The organism is Pseudoalteromonas rubra (assembly GCF_005887095.1).
In the GTDB taxonomy this organism is placed as follows: Bacteria; Pseudomonadota; Gammaproteobacteria; order Enterobacterales; family Alteromonadaceae; genus Pseudoalteromonas; species Pseudoalteromonas rubra_E.
Genome location: NZ_PNCI01000025.1, coordinates 30,627 through 46,801 on the forward strand (window position 1 = coordinate 30,627; position 16,175 = coordinate 46,801).

A 16,175-nucleotide genomic window follows, 5' to 3' on the forward strand; every position below is an offset into this window, starting at 1 on the left:
CTTTCCCCTCGCTTTACTTTGTTTCTTCGGGTGTTGATTGCTCGTATGCATTCAGGCGGTTGTACAGTGTTTTGGTGCTGATCCCCAGCATTTTTGCGGCCAAAGTTTTATTGCCATCGACCGACTCCAGGGTCTGATAAATTAGCTTTCGTTCGACCTCTTCGATGGTTTCGCCGACTTTAACTGGTGCGGACGGGGTTGTGGCTGATGTGGCAGGCGCCCGGGGTGGTACTTGATTGTCAGACGCCTGAGCACTTGCGAATGGCGAGCTGACAATCTCGTCTATCGTTAGTGTGGTTGTATCGGGATCTGCCATAATAAATGCGCGATGAATACAGTGTTTCAGCTCTCGAATATTGCCTGGCCAGCTATGTGCCGACAGTACAGTATGAGCCTGCTCGGTGAGTTGATATTGTGTTTTATATTCATCATTGAGCTGGTGGACAAAAAATTCACTCAGCAGCGGTATATCCTGAGGACGTGCCCGAAGCGGTGGGATTTCAATGGGGAATACGGCCAGACGAAAATAAATGTCTTCACGCAGCACGTTCTTTTGCGCGATTTCGGCCAGTGTTCGATTGGTCGCAGACACCACTCGACAATTGACTTCAATGGGTTTAGCCCCTCCCACCCGGGTAATGGTTTGCGTTTCCAGTGCCCTGAGTAGATTAGGCTGCATTTCAATGGGCATTTCTGTGACTTCATCCAGAAATAAAGTGCCATTTTGTGCCAGCTCAAATACGCCTTTCTTTTGGTTGATTGCGCCGGTAAAAGCCCCTTTTTCATGACCGAACAATTCGCTGCCGATCAGATCTTTGGCAATTGCGCCACAGTTCACCGACACCTGCTCACCGCTGCACTGACTGGCGTTGTGGATGGCCTGAGCAACCACTTCTTTACCTGAACCACTTTCTCCCATTAACAATACATTGGCATTGGTTTTCGCGACCCGCTCTATCATAGTCACCAGTTTTTTCATGGCGGGAGAGTGGCCGATCAGGCAGCCAAAATGGCGTTCAAAGGGATCCGACTGGGCATGGTGAGTGGCGGTTTTGGTGTTGAGAACGCGCTTAACGTCATCGGCTTCTATGGGTTTGGTCAGGTAATTGATTTGCTCATCGCACATGCTGGCCAGTGCCGCCTTAACCGAAGGATGGCCTGTTATCAGGGTTATTTGTGCCGTGAGTTTGAGGCTACGTATATGATCTATAAGATGTAAACCACTGCCATCGGGAAGCATAAAGTCGAGAAACAGATGGTCAAAACGCATATCAGCAAGCCACTGTTTTGCTTCGCCTATACTGCCAGCGGTGTATACGTCACAGCCTATAAACTCAATGATCCGAGCGGCGATAGTCGTAAATTCATGGTCATCATCAACCAGCAGAACGGTCTTCATTTGGGATCCTTGTTAGCTTGAACGTGTCGACTCTGGGGCCATGATCCACAAGGAAGCCTGATTCACTTCAATGTTAAGGCTGTCGGCACTTTTTACTTCACCATCAATACTATACTGTATTTGCTCTGAGTCTGCGTGTAAAGTGACTCGCTGGCAGCGGGTGTGTGAAACGGCGCTCTCTTGTGCTGCAGAAGGGCCAGATATCCCGGTTGCGATCAACTGTGCCACACTCAGAGCACGGGACGCAGACTCTGGTTCATGATGGATCAGTGTCAAATCCAGCAAGCCATCCTGATAATCCGGTTCACCACCGCCTTGCGCCAGCACTGTGGTAATGGGGGCTGCGTTCGCCACCGCCAGACTGGCAATATCCAGGCTTTGTGCAGGTTGATTATCAATGCGCAATGTCACGCGCTGCTTTTGTCCATCGGAGACGGCATTAATAAAGCCACTGATGTAGGCCAGCTGGCCACTGCGGTTTTTCTCGCCGCGATTGGCGTGCTCAATCATCTGCGCTTCAAACCCAAAGGCGGCAACCAGTAGCCCCGTTTCGCCGTTGCAGGTCATGGTATCTATTTGTATGTAATGTTCACTTAACAGCACCTCACAGGCGCTACTGATTGGATCCACTTTACTGCGTATCCCCAGCAGTACATGTGCCAGTGCATTGGCTGTTCCAAGCGGAATAAACCCCAGTTTACATTCACTGTTGACCAGTGCATGAGCAACGGCGGTCAGTGTGCCATCACCGCCGCAGGCAATCAGGCGCTCGGCGTCTTGGCTTAGCTCAACGGCCAGTGCTGCTACATCCGTGTCCTGTTCGGTAAAATGCAGAACAAGGGTGTACTTGCTACACAGCAGGCCAATCACCTGATTGTCGTACAGGTGCCATTTTCCGCCGCCAGAAACGGGATTAATGACCAAATCGAGGCGCGAACTCGGCGTATCGCGCAGATCGTGCATCAGTGCTTTAAGGCGATGGTGCTGATAGCGATTTAAACGTGCTGTCTGACGTTTACTGTTGATAAACTGCATGGCATCAGCCACGGACAAGGACGGGTCTTGCAGCATCAGGTAGGCGGCAACGACAAACACCGAGCGACCTCGGCCCAGCGCACAGTGGACGACCACTTTTTTGTTGAGCTGATGCATCACTCTAAGCCAGCTTAGCGCATGTCGCAATTGGGCGTCACTGGGGGTTTGATGATCTAAAATGGGTATATTCAGATAGTACAGACCCTGCTCTTCCGCAGACCAGTTCAGACCGTCGAACTCGGCCGTAACATCCAGTATTGCTTCAACTTGCTTGGATTGCAGCATAGGAATGTCGCTGGGAAACAAACGACAAGCCAAAAACAAATTGTCTTTCACCTCTTGTACAGGTGGCACACTGTCCTGGTATCGTTGCCAGGCATTATAAAGCTGCGCCCCTAAAAAATAGGGCAGCAGCAATACTTTGATATAAAATGGCACTTGCCCAGTGGTGCGTTTACGAAACAGTTCTGGCCTGTCCAGCGCATAGGCTACGTAGACGCAGGCAACAGACGCGCTGAGCCACAGAGATGGCAACAGCACTAAGCTGTCCAGACTCAATGTGGTTAGTAGCAGGGTGAACAGCAGTAAAACAAGGTAGTAATGCGCAGTGCTCATGAATACTCCTTAATTGACAGACTGATAAACACTATTCAATTTTCATTCCGCCCCTCAGGCTACGAAAACAGCTTATCCAGACTTCAGCGTAGGAGAGTTTTACAGAGTGTGTAAAATTTACCGATTCATATTGGCGCATAACAAACTTGCAGCTCTGACATGAGATGTGAATGAGTTGGAAGAAGGGTCACAGAGAAATAACTTTACCTGCCAATGAGCTACAAACAGGGGCCTTGGCCCCCATCTGTGACAACAAGGATCATGCACTGGCCAGTTTCTTCAACGCAGAGCGGGCTTTTTTCTTGAGGCGCTCACTCAGTGTTTCAGTAATGACTTCGTTCAAAAGCTGTTTTGCAACTGCGGTTTTGCTGCGGTCTATCGCTATTTCGGCAAGCCTGAATTTAACTTGGCTTTTATCTGGCATATCGTAGTGGTGCGACGCTTCATCCAGATACTGCCGTAATGCCGCTTCACCCTCATCATGGTGTTTACCTAGTTGCTTGCTGAGTACACCAATAAGCACCAGCGAATGGTTCCTGGCCTTTTCCTGCAGAGTGGTCGCTGTTTTCATGGCTGCGGCTTTGCGGAACTGGTTTAAGGCTTCTTCGCTCTGGTCGCGCTCGTGATATACCTGACCCAGGGTATAAAAGAATCGAGGTTCTGCAGCAAAGCGCTTCTGTCCGATGGCAATTAAGCGAGCGAACTCATCTTGTTCACCTGTTTTACCAAGCAGGTGCAAGCGTGTCAGGAAGGCTTCAAAAGGGGCGATTTTTTCTAATTCGTTAATATGTGTCAGAGCGGCCTGTTCATCGCCTCCAAACATGGAAGGGGCATTGATATAAAACTTGATCAGTGCAGTGCGATATTCTGTATTATCCGGGGCCAATTCCACAGCTTTGATGAACGATGCTTTGAGCTTTTTAATATAACCAGAGACACTGAAAATACTTGCCTGCTCGGCCATTTTGGCGATCACTTCAACATGGGCAAAATAGAGCTCTGGATTGTTTGGGTGCTGAGCGAGTGCATCTTCTATATGTTGCAGCGCGACTTCATCCTGATCACTTTTTAGCGCAATACGTGCCAGAAGCAGCGGCTTATGATAATCAGAGGTCTGCTGTTGCAGCAAAAGAGACTGTGCAAGGCGTAGATTGCCTTTTTCAAATTCTGCCCGTCCCTGTTCAATACTGGCAGTGGCTGTAGTGCTGCAAATAAGCAGTGCAAGGGGCATCAGTAGTGTGTTATTCATGTGTATGTTTCCTTCTAAGTATCTAAAATAAATAGTGTTACTTTTTAACTTGTCGCTCAGTGAACGCACCGGTTTGCGACTTAATTGATGGGGCTTCCGATTGGGTGTGCGGCAGGGGCATGCCAACGGATGGCCGTCCAGGCAATAGTCAAAAGTAAGCTAAGTTGAATGGCGGCCAGAAACAGGTAAAAAGGATCGGTTTCCACACCGCCCAGTACAAACACAAAGGTAAGCGGGACGGCCACAAGGTTACATAGCCGGTTTATTCGGTAGCCGATAAACTGGGATAAAAAAATCATCATAATGGGAATTTCGATGAGTATGGCGCTGACCAGTAGCAGTGGCTGTGATAGTTTGACCGAGCCGGAATAGCCACTCATCAATGTCTCAATTACACCAGGCGTGATAAAAGCCGAGACAAAGGCCAGGATATCGGCATAAATCATATTGAGCATCACCAGCAACCAAAGCGTTGCAAGTTTAATGCGAATACGGCCATCGGATATTTCGCCAGCGGTTGAATTTGGGTTTGTCATACGTGATTCCTTAGTTCATATTGGGGTCCATGTAAAAAGATTTGCCCGGCTGTATCCAGGTAGCACTCAGGCTAACTGCTCTGAGCTAAGGCGTCGTCTCAGCGTAAAGGCGCGGACAGTTTTGCAAAAAATAAAAATTAAAAGTAAATAAAACAATTAATTATGGATAACTTTGTTTCAAGTGTCAGGGGAGAATAGTGGCTGAACCTATTGTGTTGGTACTTACGGCGATGCTAATTGGGCAAATCGCCTTGAGTGTACCTGTGTTGCTGATCAAACAGTCAACACGCGCTTATCGAATATCGCTGGTGGTATTTCTCAGTGCCTGTGGCGTGCTGGCCTTGAATGCAATCGTGCCAGCTATAATACCCGACTGGTATCAGGCTTATACGGTTATTGGTTTTCCTATGCTCTTTGTGCTTTGCCCTGCGTTACGTTTGTACATTCAGGGAGTCACCACACAAAAAAGCTGGACTCAGTACACACTGAATCTGAAAAAGTTTGTTTTGTTATGGCCCGCAATAGTGGTTGCGAGCATTATTGCTACCTTGCCATCACAACAGCATCAGGCACTATTTGTTACCGATGAAATACCTACTGGGTTGCATGCTGTGGTACTGGCTGGTGCGATGCTGGCCCTGATATGTGCCTGGCTGGTTGAATGTGGATGGACCATGGTGGTAATAACAAAACGTCTGATGGTATTCAGGGCTGAACTAAAAGCCCACTATTCTAACCTTGATGACCCCAGGATATTCGCGACAAAACGGCTTATTTTTATGACCATGTGTATCTGGGTGTTAGCGCTGAGCTGCGCTTTTCTGTCCAGCCTGTTTGGACATGCCATATTGACGCTTGGGGCTGAAATACTGACTGCATTGATACTGATCTGGAGCCTGACCTTTTTTGCTATGCAACAAACCACGCCATTGCTTATTCCTGCGCTGGATTGTGAGGTAGGCAGTGTGAATGCCCTGGATACACCAAGTAGTCAAGGTACAGTCAATAAGTATCATAAATCGGCTCTGGATACGGACCGCTCCGCCCGGATAGTCAAAAAAGTTACCTCAGCGATGCAAGATGAGAAGCTGTATCTGGATGCCGATCTGACGCTGCAAAAGCTTTCCGATGCAAGCGGCGTATCAGCCAACTACCTTTCTCAGGTGTTAAACGAAACACTGAAAATGAACTTCTTTGACTTTGTGAATCACTGGCGCATCGAGGCGGCGAAAGCGCGTTTACTGGCTGGCAAAGAGTCAGTGTTGCATATTGCGCTTGAGGTTGGGTTTAACGCTCGCTCTTCATTTTATAAGGCATTTAAAAAGGAAACGGGCCTGACGCCAAGGGAGTTTAGGCTAAACCGTTGATTATTGTTACAGCAGCGAAAACGGCTGGTGAGTGTTCGAACAGGTAAAATGGAAGCATTTTCTTCTGATGATACAAAACAGCCCTATTTTCTTAGGGCTGTAAAGTGACTGGATTATTGAAAATTGACTTCGGTTAACGCAATTCTCTGTCGATTGTTAAGGCAATCCCCATTGCCAAACGCAACCCAGATCTGAACTTGTTGGCCAGAGGCGGCTGCGGTTAACAATGAAGAGAAAATGTGGTCGTATGATTTGGCATCGCGACTGATCGCGAAAGCGTCAGTTTCAGTACAACTAGTGTTTTTGTGCTGTACTGGAGCCGTTGTGTAAACGTATGTATAACCTGTTGCGTCACTTACCCGAATAGACTTTACGGTATAGGTTCCTGCCAAGGGGTTGGCAAAACTCAACGACGTCATCAGCGTGAGAGCTAAAAAAAGTAACTTTTTCATAGTATTTCCATTGAAAACTGATCGATTGGCTTAGTAAACGAAAATCCCAAAAGGAATCGTTGCTTGATGCATAAAATTAAGGTTGCGACAAACCCCATTTGGGGAAATGTGCAGTGTGAAGGATACATGAAAATGGATTTGAAAATTAGTAAAACTTACACATTCCCAGCCCCAGCGATTGGCCATCACGCAATGCGTAGCCGTAGCGCTGGTAGAAAGCCTCTTTGCCGTGTGCCGCCAGCAATGCTGCGGTTGCGCCACTGTGACAATGTGTCGATAAGTATTGCTCAATGTTATCCATAACGATATGGCCCAGTCCACCCCCCTGATGATCCGGGTGCACAATGACGTCCTGGATGTAAAAGTACATATATCCATCGCCAACTACCCGACCACAGGCAACCAGTTGCTGGCCCTTGCGACACTGAACCCAGTACAGTGAAGCCGCAATACTGGCTACAACTTGCTCAGAAGGTGGGTTTTGCCAACCGACACTGGCGCGCAGCGCGCTGAACTCAGTGGCTGCGGGCGGTGTATGTGAAATCTCCAGCTCAGTCGTCAACATCAAATCTGTCCACCAGTTGGTCAAGGTTATTTGCCAGTTCAACTAATTGCGTTGCCCCGGCATGTAGCGCATCGGCTGAGTCTCCCACTTGCTGCACCGACTGACTGACGCCCTGGATACGAGACTGAGTTTCCTCGGCGGCCTCACCCTGAGCGTTGGCCTGACGGGAAATATCAGCAATGATGGTCTTAACGCGAGAGACCGAGCTGGCGATGTCGTCGAATGCCTGATGAGCCAGTTCCGACTGTTCGATGGCTTGCTTAGACTCATCAACACTGGCGGTCATGCGCTCAGAAACACTGCGGGTTTGTTCAATCAGTTTAGTCAGGACTTGTTCAATGTCCTGAGTTGCATCATGAGAACGCTGAGCCAGAGTTCGTACTTCATCGGCCACGACAGCAAAACCACGACCTTGTTCGCCGGCACGAGCGGCTTCAATGGCTGCATTCAAAGCAAGTAAGTTGGTTTGCTCGGCAATGGTACGGATCACCTCCAAAATGTTGGTGATGTTATTACTTTCGTTTTCGAGCTTGCTCATGGCGGTGGCCGAGTCGCCAAGTGAATCATTGAGTTTGGCCACCTGACTCACTGTACTTTGGATCATTTGGTTACCGGTTTGAGTGTGTTGTTCTGTGGTCGAAATTTCGTTGAGTGCATCGCCACAGTTATCACTGACCGTCATCGCCATACTCGCCATGGATTGCGTGGTATCCGTGGCGGTTTGTGAGGTTTTTTCCTGATGGCGGCACTGGTCCCGGATGTCGTTTATCCGTGACTGAGAAGTTTGCGCTTCACCATTGAGTGTTCTGGCGTTGTTCTGGATGTCCTTAACCAACGCATTTATTGAGTTTAGAAACTGATTAAACCAGGTTGCCAGCTCGCTGATCTCATCATTACCTATCACCTGTAGTCGTTTGGATAAGTTGCCCTCGCCCTGGGCTATTTCTTTGAGGCCATCTGAAACCATTTCTATGGGATAGACAATTTTGTTGGCCAGCACAATGGCGATGACGACGAACAAGGCCAGCATTATCACTGCGATGATGCTGATGCTGTAAGTCATGTTGTAAGACGAGGAGAGGATCTCATCTTCTTCAATGATGGCAATAAAGGTCCAACCGAGTTCCTCAGAGCGATAAAACTTGGCATTGAAGGTTTTATCCTGGTGTTCCAGTGTAATGAAAGGTGCATCCCCCGCATTTCGGATAGCCTGATATCGGGCGTCACTCAAATCGCGAATGTTTTTAAAGTTATTTTCGGTGTTTTTAGGGTCTGCCAGCACAGTGCCCTGATTGTCGAGTAACAACAAATAGCCAGTGTTGCCCAGTTTAATGTTGCTGACAATATCGGTCAGTGTCGACAAGGTCACATCCAGCGACTGAACGCCGAGCATTTGGCCGTTTTTCATGATCCCGGTAGCAACGGAAACCATTGCCTGTCCGGTAACGCCCTGATAAGGCTCAGTGATCACCACCTGGGATGGATTGGAGCTGACCTGCTGATACCAGGGCCTTTTACGCGGATCATAGTTGCCCAAAGGCTCAGCAGGATACTGAATAAAGCCACCATCACGGGTACCCAAATAAACGAATAGCAACTCGGGGTGAGTTTTGCCAAAGGTGGTGTACAGGTCAAAAATCTCTGCTTCTGCCTGGCCTGAGGTCTCCGGCGTCATCATTTTCTCTGCACCAAAATAGGTGGTGGTGTCCTTGCTGACGGATTGCACAGTTTTACTTTGCGCTAAGAATCGGGCATTACTTTTCATCTGGTCAAAGAAAATGATAAACGCGTTTTCTATTTGTCGTATCTCGTTGACTGATGTCTCTAAGAATCGGTCCAGTGACTCTTGTTTGGTGCGCGAGATACTCATGATGGATATTGCAAGAATTGGAATGATAACGGTCATTACAAAGCTTAAAATCAGCTTTTTACGCATTCTCATGGGCAACCACCTCGGTTTTTATTGTAATAATAGTGTAGTTGTGAACGAAGCAGATTGCTCCGAATTAGCCCAATTTATGAGCTTTGAATTAATATTACAAACTTCGTGCGGTTGAACAAGAGAGAAGTGGCAAAAGGTTGGCCCCTTTGCAATCGATGTAGAGCTCTAAAAGCAGAACTCTACTTTGATGCGACGATGCTAGCGGATCATCTGGGGCAATAGTGATACAACGAAAACATGTCACAGATTTTGCCAGATAATGACGCGGTTGCTTCACCACCGCCAACCTGTGGCGTGGCTTGCTGTGGTAGTGAATGAGACTGCGTCAGGCGCTTCAAACTCGTTTTTTTTACTTTTATTTTCATGCTGTAACCCTGTTAAATAGTGATAGAAATGATGCTGTCCTTGACTAAGAATGCTTGCCAGGTGTAACCAGCATCCAAGCAAATCCCTTATCAAATGGTACAGGCGCTCCTTGCGTCCTCCATAGCTATTTAAACGCATGTACAATAATTAATCAAATGTTTTTACTAAACTATTTTATATCGTGCTTTTTCATTAACTTATAAAAGTCAGAGCGGTTTCGTTGTGCCAGTTTAGCGGCTTGCGGCACATTATGCTGACACAAGGCCAGCACCTTAAGTATATAATCTCGCTCAAACTGACGCTTGGCATCATTAAGCCCGATAAACGCCTGGCGGTCGTCCTGCGCCGGCAAGGCATTGAGTACACTGTCCTCAGAAATATGGCTGCCTGGCGTCATCGCCACGCAGTACTCAATCACATTGTGTAACTGGCGGATATTGCCGGGCCAGGCATAGTTTAACAGGGCGGTCATGGCATCCGGCGAGAGCCGTTTGGGGGTTTTACTCAACTGACTCAAAAACAGGTTAGCCAGCAAGGGAATGTCTTCAACACGCTCTTTGAGCGAGGGCAGCGATAACTGCACAACGTTAAGCCGATAATAAAGATCTTCTCTGAATTTCCCTTCGCTGACCGCCTGCGCAATGTTTTTGTGGCTGGCCGAGAGAATACGCACGTTCACGGTTTGCTCCTGATGCCCGCCAATTGGGCGGACGGTTTTTTCCTGCAAAACCCGCAACAGTTTTACCTGCAAGTCGAGCGGCATATCGCCGATTTCATCCAGCAGCAGAGTGCCCTGATCGGCGCTCTGAATGAGTCCCTGTTTATCTGCAATGGCGCCGGTAAACGCGCCTTTTTTATGACCAAATAATTCGGATTCCAGCAAGTGTGCTGGCAGGGCGCCACAGTTTATGGCGATAAACGGCCCCTGGGCATGGCTACTTGCCCGGTGAATAGCCCGCGCGGTGACTTCTTTACCTGTGCCGCTTTCGCCCTGGATCAGAATATTGGCCTGACTGGGGGCGATGGCTTTAATTTGTTGCACCAGCTGGCGCATGCTCGCACTTTGGTGATATAAACCGTGGAAATTATCTGGATCTGGCGCGTGTAACGTACTTTTTTCAGGCAGCGCTTTGTTGATGGCTGCAAGCAGCTCGTCACTGTCGATGGGCTTAGTGATAAAGGCGGTGATCCCCTGCTGAATGGCATCAACGGCATCGGGGATGGAGCCATGTGCGGTCATCATGATCACGGGCAGGCCCGGGTAGTTCGCCTGTAATTTCTGGTTAAGGGCCAGACCGTCCATATTATCCATACGCAAGTCTGTGAGCACCAAATCGATGGATGTATTTGCAAGTTGTCGCAGTGCTGCATGCCCGCTGCTGGCCAGCGTTACCTGAAAGCCATGACTTTCCAGCCGCATTCCCAGCAGCTCGCTCAGGGCCGGGTCGTCGTCTACCAGCAAAACAGAGGTGCTGTGTGTTGCAGGCTGAGGATCTGTGGTCTCGATTTCTGTGTAAGACATTATTGCTGCTCCTTGGGTGTCTGAGGGGACTCATTCAGGGGCACGTCCTGAAGTCTTTGTTGTTCTATATCGGCAAGCTCCTGCTTGAGGGTCATCAGGGCCTGATTGGTTTGGCTCAGCTGTGATTGGATCTGGCTCAGTTTGGCATTGCTGCGATGCAGGCGGATTTTTTGTCCCCGCAGCACCTGAGTGTGTTGTTTCAGGGTGTTAAACCACAGCTGATAGTGCTCCGGCCAGAGCTGACTTTGCTCAAGCGCGGTGATCAGTTGTAACTGTCTGGTGGTCGACACTGTATTGCAGTAGTCGTGCATAAAGGTTTCAATGGCAGCCTGACCGATATAGCGCGCCGATTGGTTGTGCTGTGGCGGCAACCCCTGCTGGCAAACCTGCAAATAACGTTCGAGCAGAACTGTCAGTGGTGCATAGTCCGGACTCACCGTTTTGCTTGGCCCGATAAAGCTACTTTTGTGTGCATTGGGACTCAGCTGGCAGCCACTCAGGCTGACAACGAGCACTAAGCTCAACAATGGGATTCTCATTTGCTTATTCCTTGTTTTGGCAAAGTTAAACTAAATTCACAGCCCGGGTGGGTATTTTGCCACCCTAACTGGCCACCAATCTGGTTCACACATTCCTCGACAATGGCCAGTCCTAGTCCGCTGCCTGCAATCGGGTCACTGTGTTTGCCTCTGACAAAGGGTTTAAACAGGTGATTGGCTTCTTGTGGGTCGAGCCCAGGCCCATCGTCCCGGACACTGATTTGCCAGTGGTCTGGCGTGTCTGTCAGATCTATGCTGATTTGGGTCTTGGTATACTGAATGGCGTTGCCAAGCAGGTGTGTCAGTGCCAGTTTTACAGGCATTTCGGGCAATTGAGTGAGCGCTGGGTTAAAGCGCCAGTCAATCTGAATACCTGCGCCTTGTAGTCGCTGTGCAAAGTGTTCTTCAAGCTGTTCTTTGATTGCCAGGGCGCTACAACGCGCCTGTTGACTATGCGGATGGCTGGCAGCGCTAAATGTGAGTAGATCTTCAATCAGTTGAGTGAGCTTTGTCACTGAGGTGCTCAGAATGCCGGTTACGCGCCGCTGCTTGTCGTTGAGCTGCCCCAGGTGAGGTGTATTCAGTAACTCAGTGCCTTCTTTGATGGAGGCCAGCGGGGTTTTTAACTCGTGCGATACATGGCGCAAAAAGGTCTCTTTTTGTTGCTTGCTGGCGGTCAGCTCATTGCGAACCTGTTCAAGACGTTCCCCCAACTGTGTGAACTCATGGCTTCCCGATAATCGAATGGGAGTAGCAAATTGACCGTCACCAACGACTGCAATGGCCTTCTCCAGCTGAAATAACTGGCGGGAGATCCGTTTGATCAGCCAGATACTGAGTCCGATCAAAACAGGTAACAGCATGCTCAGTCCGATTAAAAAGCGTTGCCGGATCTTACTTTGTTGTGCCAGCGCTTCGTTGAGCGTGTGATCGAGGGCCTGCTGGAGCGATTGTGACTCTTGGGCCAGGACATTGACCATGGCTGATAAGGTTTTACTGTTGGGTGCCTGAGCCTGTGACAGGGGCTGTTGCCAATTTGCAACGGCTGCGCTTTTTTCCAGCTTTATCAGTAGTGTTTTGAGCGAATTTTTACGCTTTTGCCAGGTTTCGTTGATACTTTTTTGCAATTTTTCGCTTTGTAGCAGCTGATTGTTCAGCTGGGCCTTTTCGAGCGCCTGCAGCGCGTTTCTCAGCTCATTAAACTCTGATGTAACCTTCTGATTATTAGCATAAATATCCTGTACTACTCGTTGCTGATAGGCAACCGATTGAATAAACCACAGGGTGAGCAGCAACAGGGGCACCAAGGCCAGTAGCAGCGCCATCAGTGCCTGTTTCCACAACGCCTGAGAAAAAAATTGTTTGAGCGGCTCACGAGCGCGCGGTTCTGAGCTGGCATGCTGCATAAAATATCTGGTTTTTTAGTGTGTTTTCGGCCTGCTGTTGCCAAATAGCAACAAGTGTAAGTTATTGATTTTTTAAAGTTGAGCCAAAAACGCAGGTTAAACAGTGTTGCCATTTAGCAACAAACTACCTTAATCCCACCTGAACTTTTTTACCTACCTTCAATTAACTCATTGAAAATAAAGAACTAAATAAAGCTGGCACCAAAGTTGGAATAGTCTTGTCAAACGCAGCCAACAAACTCCAAGCGGTTTCTCGGCAGCTGAATTAACAGCAAACATTCAAAAACAGAAGGAAAGTAACATGAAAACATCTATGACATTGATTGCGGCTTTGGGTCTGACTGTACTGGCAACCGGTGCGATTGCAGGCAGCGACTTCGAAAAGTATGACACAGATGGTGATGGCGCTATCAGTCTGAGTGAATCAAAAGCCAATCCCAGATTGATGGGACAGTTTAAAGATCTGGATAGCAACGGCGATGGTCAGCTGAGCAGAAGTGAATTCTCAGGCTTCAATAACTAATAGATGCTCATACAGGAGAAGCTATTATGCAGCTAAAACATGTATTTGCACTGACAATCGGTATGCTCACCAGCGCATTTGCGTTTGCCTCTGAGGTAGATTTTGCGCTACTGGACGCCAACAGCGATGGGTTGATCAGTATGTCAGAAGCGAAACAGGTCCCTCAGGTAGCTGAGGCGTTCAGACGCCTGGACAAAAATCGCGACGGTGCGCTGAGCGCCAAAGAATTTAGTCACTTTTAAGCCAATTTAGTGAGGAAATTATGATGAACAAACTTATGTTAAGCACAGTATTGATGCTAGCCAGCCTGGGCGCACATGCAGCAAGCAGCTCATTTTCATCCTTTGATGCCGATGGTGATGGGTTTATTTCAAAATCTGAAGCGGCAGGCTCAGAAACGTTAACAGTCATATTCGACAAGCTAGACAGCAATGGCGACGGTAAGCTTTCCGAGCAGGAATTTCGCCAGTAGCTGAATGAGGGCAATAAACCAAGTGGCGCCATTGTCGCGTCACTTCCCTCAAGGTTAGATAAAACAGATTAAAATCTTACGCTAAGGAGCTAAGTATGAATAAGTTAATGATCACAGCAGCCCTAATGATGGCCAGCCTGGGTGCACACGCAGCAAGCACATTCTCATCGTTCGACAAAAATGACGATGGATTTATCAGTAAGTCGGAAGCGGCAGTATCAACTGAATTGAGTTCTGAATTCGATAAACTCGACAGCAATGGCGATGGCAAACTGTCTAAGCAGGAGTTTCGCCTGTAACTGCCTGACATAACACAGGCACACTCCCAATTTTGTATTTTTTTTACGCAACAGTCTTCATGGATCCTTCCATGAGCCAAGGCTCCTGATAAGGGAGCCTTTTTAGTTTGTCAGGCCGTTGCTGCCATTTTATACTCACTGCGCAGCAGACCATACATATAGCCATCACAATAGCCATGGCTGAATTTGAAGTGCTGGCGCAAATGCGCCTCCTGTTGCATACCCAACTTTTGCATCAGTCGCCACGAAGCCTGATTTTCAACTGCGCAGAATGCACAGATCTTGTTTAGCCCAAACTGCGTAAAGGCAGTCTCTATAAGCCCGTTTGCAGCCTCAAAGGCGTAGCCCTGGCCGATATATTTTTCATTCAGACGATATCCGATCTCAGCTGTTTTAGCGTTGTGACACAAAAACTTATACATGAGCTCGCCAACCAGAACATTGTCTTCGCGTCTGATAATGGCCAGCAGTAGCCGTTCTTGTTCCTTTGCCTGCCAGGGGGCGCTGGCCCGGTCAATGCGAGCCTGGGCATCTGCCAGTGTGGCCGGATCGCCAATATATTTGGATGTACCCGGGTTACGTCTGCTTTCGTAAACGCCATGCAGATCACTTTGTTGCAATGGCCGAATGGTAAGGCGGGCCGTGTTAAAATGGAGTTTTTCGAACATGAATGATCCCAAAAAGTATACGTTAAGTGTGTTCAAAATGTGGTCGCTGAATGCGGATAGTACGCCAGCTTAATAACAACAGCGCGGCGCACACTGCTATCAACAGTGAGAGAGTTTGTGTGTTGTCTGGCAGCCACAGATTAACCAGCCAGGCAATCACAGAAAAAATCAGTAACTCGATGGCCCCGACCAGCGCATTTGCTGTGCCCGCCTGATTGGGGTGGAGCAAGCCGATTAAGTGCATATAGCTGGGAAAGTACCCGCCAAACACCAGCATGATGGCGGCATACGCCAGCAGTATGGCAAGTGCGCTGTCGCTGGCCAGCAGAAAAGTCAGTGCGCTCATAAGTAATACCGGCCACAGCCACAAGACAATTTTCATATAGCTGACATGACGCTGCAAAACCTTAGCAAACACGGCGCCCAGCAACAGACCCACCATGGGCAGCATCATGGCCTGCCCGGTCTGGCTTGTGGTGAAGCCAAAGCGCTCCTGAAGTAAAAATGGTAAGTGCAATTGAAGCGTTAAATACAAAAAGGTGGGCACCCATTTGAAGCTTGCCAGGGAGAGAAACACCTGACATCTGACCATACTTTGGTAGTGCCGGATGAGGCTCATCGGGTTAATTGCAATAGGCTGAGGTGCTCGGGTCTTGAGCAGGCTCAGGCCAAATAATGTGATAAACAAATAGTAAGTGATGAGCACTAGAGATAAACCCTGCCAGCCAAACCAGCTGCTAAGCATGCCACCGAGTAACGGCGCAATAATGGCGGTGACACTGGCTGAGATGGCCACCGTCGCCATGGCACTTTTGAGCTTTGCGCCAGATAGATGCTGGGCAAGTAAAGTGCGGCTTATCAACACAGGTGACGCGGAGCCTGCGCCTTGTAATATTCGACCAATTAAAAAGGTGCTGCTATCTGGTGCAACGGCGCATAACAGGGTACCGACCAGCAGAATGATTTGCCCGGCAATAAACAATGGCCGATCACCATATTTATCGCGCAGCGGACCGACAACCAGTTGCGCCGCCCCAAGGGTAATAAAGTAGCTGATTATCATGGCCTGGCTCATGCTGTTTGATAGTAACAGGCTATCTGCTATATCAGGCAAAACAGGCATATATACCTGGCTGACCAGCTGAGAGCAGGACATCAGTAAAACAGCGAGCATAGTAAACAAGTACACAGGCACTCCTGGCGCAGAGGATTTGACCCAG

The 16,175-nt window shown here is 48.6% G+C and carries 18 protein-coding genes; 5 read left to right on the plus strand and 13 right to left on the minus strand.

All coding sequences use genetic code 11. From position 1 onward, the window contains the following. Positions 1–13 precede the first annotated feature (13 nt). The 4 genes from CWB99_RS11715 to CWB99_RS11730 form a co-directional block, all read right to left on the minus strand. Positions 14–1,399, minus strand: coding sequence for a sigma-54-dependent transcriptional regulator (locus CWB99_RS11715; RefSeq protein ID WP_138549588.1), 1,386 nt, complete (start codon positions 1,397–1,399; stop codon positions 14–16). A gap of 12 nt (positions 1,400–1,411) precedes the next feature. Continuing rightward, positions 1,412–3,049 carry a diacylglycerol kinase family protein gene (locus tag CWB99_RS11720; protein ID WP_138549587.1) on the minus strand — a complete coding sequence of 546 codons (1,638 nt, stop codon included), beginning with the start codon at positions 3,047–3,049 and terminating at the stop codon, positions 1,412–1,414. Between the two features lie 259 nt (positions 3,050–3,308). After that, on the minus strand, positions 3,309–4,298 hold the full coding sequence (locus tag CWB99_RS11725; RefSeq protein ID WP_138549586.1) for a tetratricopeptide repeat protein: 990 nt from the start codon (positions 4,296–4,298) through the stop codon (positions 3,309–3,311). Between the two features lie 80 nt (positions 4,299–4,378). After that, positions 4,379–4,834 (minus strand): DUF6326 family protein, encoded by a 456-nt coding sequence (locus tag CWB99_RS11730; RefSeq protein ID WP_138549585.1) that lies wholly within the window; start codon positions 4,832–4,834, stop codon positions 4,379–4,381. 197 nt (positions 4,835–5,031) lie between these two features. On the opposite strand from CWB99_RS11730, the gene CWB99_RS11735 reads away from it, so the two are divergent. Continuing rightward, complete coding sequence (locus CWB99_RS11735; protein WP_138549584.1) at positions 5,032–6,201, plus strand: helix-turn-helix domain-containing protein; 1,170 nt, start codon at positions 5,032–5,034, stop codon at positions 6,199–6,201. A gap of 113 nt (positions 6,202–6,314) precedes the next feature. On the opposite strand, the gene CWB99_RS11740 is transcribed toward CWB99_RS11735, so the two are convergent. The 7 genes from CWB99_RS11740 to CWB99_RS11765 form a co-directional block, all read right to left on the minus strand. Then, positions 6,315–6,653, minus strand: coding sequence for a hypothetical protein (locus CWB99_RS11740; protein ID WP_138549583.1), 339 nt, complete (start codon positions 6,651–6,653; stop codon positions 6,315–6,317). 145 nt (positions 6,654–6,798) lie between these two features. Continuing rightward, complete coding sequence (locus CWB99_RS11745) at positions 6,799–7,218, minus strand: GNAT family N-acetyltransferase (protein ID WP_138549582.1); 420 nt, start codon at positions 7,216–7,218, stop codon at positions 6,799–6,801. Next, positions 7,205–9,160, minus strand: coding sequence for a methyl-accepting chemotaxis protein (locus tag CWB99_RS11750; RefSeq protein ID WP_138549581.1), 1,956 nt, complete (start codon positions 9,158–9,160; stop codon positions 7,205–7,207). Before CWB99_RS11750 ends, CWB99_RS11745 begins: the two co-directional genes overlap by 14 nt. Before the next feature lie 206 nt (positions 9,161–9,366). Beyond that, a complete protein-coding gene (locus CWB99_RS24045; protein WP_171045324.1) occupies positions 9,367–9,525 on the minus strand; it encodes a hypothetical protein in 159 nt (52 codons plus the stop codon). A gap of 170 nt (positions 9,526–9,695) precedes the next feature. Continuing rightward, positions 9,696–11,048, minus strand: a complete 1,353-nt coding sequence (locus tag CWB99_RS11755; protein WP_138549580.1) for a sigma-54-dependent transcriptional regulator — start codon at positions 11,046–11,048, stop codon at positions 9,696–9,698. Continuing rightward, positions 11,048–11,587 carry a hypothetical protein gene (locus CWB99_RS11760; protein ID WP_138549579.1) on the minus strand — a complete coding sequence of 180 codons (540 nt, stop codon included), beginning with the start codon at positions 11,585–11,587 and terminating at the stop codon, positions 11,048–11,050. Before CWB99_RS11760 ends, CWB99_RS11755 begins: the two co-directional genes overlap by 1 nt. Beyond that, on the minus strand, positions 11,584–12,993 hold the full coding sequence (locus CWB99_RS11765) for a HAMP domain-containing sensor histidine kinase (protein WP_138549578.1): 1,410 nt from the start codon (positions 12,991–12,993) through the stop codon (positions 11,584–11,586). Before CWB99_RS11765 ends, CWB99_RS11760 begins: the two co-directional genes overlap by 4 nt. A gap of 301 nt (positions 12,994–13,294) precedes the next feature. Here CWB99_RS11765 and CWB99_RS11770 point away from each other — a divergent pair, with 301 nt between their 5' ends. From CWB99_RS11770 to CWB99_RS11785, 4 genes are all read left to right on the plus strand, one after another. After that, the gene (locus CWB99_RS11770; RefSeq protein ID WP_138549577.1) at positions 13,295–13,516 is read left to right on the plus strand and encodes an EF-hand domain-containing protein; all 222 of its coding nucleotides are present in this window, start codon (positions 13,295–13,297) and stop codon (positions 13,514–13,516) included. 26 nt (positions 13,517–13,542) lie between these two features. Then, positions 13,543–13,758, plus strand: coding sequence for an EF-hand domain-containing protein (locus tag CWB99_RS11775; RefSeq protein WP_138549576.1), 216 nt, complete (start codon positions 13,543–13,545; stop codon positions 13,756–13,758). Positions 13,759–13,778: 20 nt separating this feature from the next. Further along, positions 13,779–13,988, plus strand: coding sequence for an EF-hand domain-containing protein (locus CWB99_RS11780; protein WP_432760832.1), 210 nt, complete (start codon positions 13,779–13,781; stop codon positions 13,986–13,988). A gap of 95 nt (positions 13,989–14,083) precedes the next feature. Then, a complete protein-coding gene (locus tag CWB99_RS11785) occupies positions 14,084–14,287 on the plus strand; it encodes an EF-hand domain-containing protein (RefSeq protein WP_138549575.1) in 204 nt (67 codons plus the stop codon). A 110-nt stretch (positions 14,288–14,397) separates the two neighbouring features. On the opposite strand, the gene CWB99_RS11790 is transcribed toward CWB99_RS11785, so the two are convergent. Continuing rightward, positions 14,398–14,955 (minus strand): GNAT family N-acetyltransferase, encoded by a 558-nt coding sequence (locus tag CWB99_RS11790; RefSeq protein WP_138549574.1) that lies wholly within the window; start codon positions 14,953–14,955, stop codon positions 14,398–14,400. Between the two features lie 22 nt (positions 14,956–14,977). Continuing rightward, positions 14,978–16,144, minus strand: coding sequence for an MFS transporter (locus CWB99_RS11795; protein WP_249331854.1), 1,167 nt, complete (start codon positions 16,142–16,144; stop codon positions 14,978–14,980). Positions 16,145–16,175 lie beyond the last annotated feature (31 nt).